The sequence below is a fragment of the Nocardiopsis lucentensis DSM 44048 genome, assembly GCF_000341125.1.
GTDB lineage: Bacteria > Actinomycetota > Actinomycetes > Streptosporangiales > Streptosporangiaceae > Nocardiopsis > Nocardiopsis lucentensis.
In genome coordinates this window covers 1-507 of the sequence record NZ_ANBC01000361.1, presented here as the reverse complement: position 1 = coordinate 507, position 507 = coordinate 1, and the positions used below count along the sequence as shown (strand labels likewise).

Sequence of the window (507 nt, the reverse complement as noted above, 5' to 3'; positions counted from 1 at the left end):
GCAGCGGCCACTGCTTCGCCGCGGGCCGGGTCTCCTACGCCCTCGGACTGACCGGCCCCGCCGTGGCCGTCGACACCGCCTGCTCCTCCTCCCTGGTCGCGATGCACCAGGCCGCGCAGGCACTGCGCAGCGGGGAGTGCGACGTCGCCCTGGCGGGCGGGGTCAGCGTCATCATGTCGCCGCGCTCCACGCGGGTCATCCAGCGGACCGGGTCCCTGGCCCCCGACGGCCGCTGCAAGGCCTTCGACGCCCGCGCCAACGGCTTCGGGCGGGGCGAGGGATGCGGCGTGGTGGTCCTCAAACGCCTGGACCGGGCGGTGGCCGACGGCGACCGGGTTGTGGCCGTGCTGCGCGGCTCGGCCGTCAACCAGGACGGCCGCTCCTCCGGGTTCACCGCGCCCAACGTGCTCGCCCAGGTCGACGTCATCACCCGGGCGCTGGCCGACGCCGAGCTGACCCCCGCCGACGTGGGCCTGGTCGAGGCGCACGGCACCGGCACCTCGCTGG

At 76.1% G+C, this 507-nt stretch carries 1 protein-coding gene; it reads left to right on the top strand.

The window, feature by feature from the left end; genetic code table 11:
• The coding region (locus D471_RS34135; RefSeq protein ID WP_040689419.1) for a beta-ketoacyl [acyl carrier protein] synthase domain-containing protein at positions 1-507 on the top strand (507 nt) is incomplete at both ends.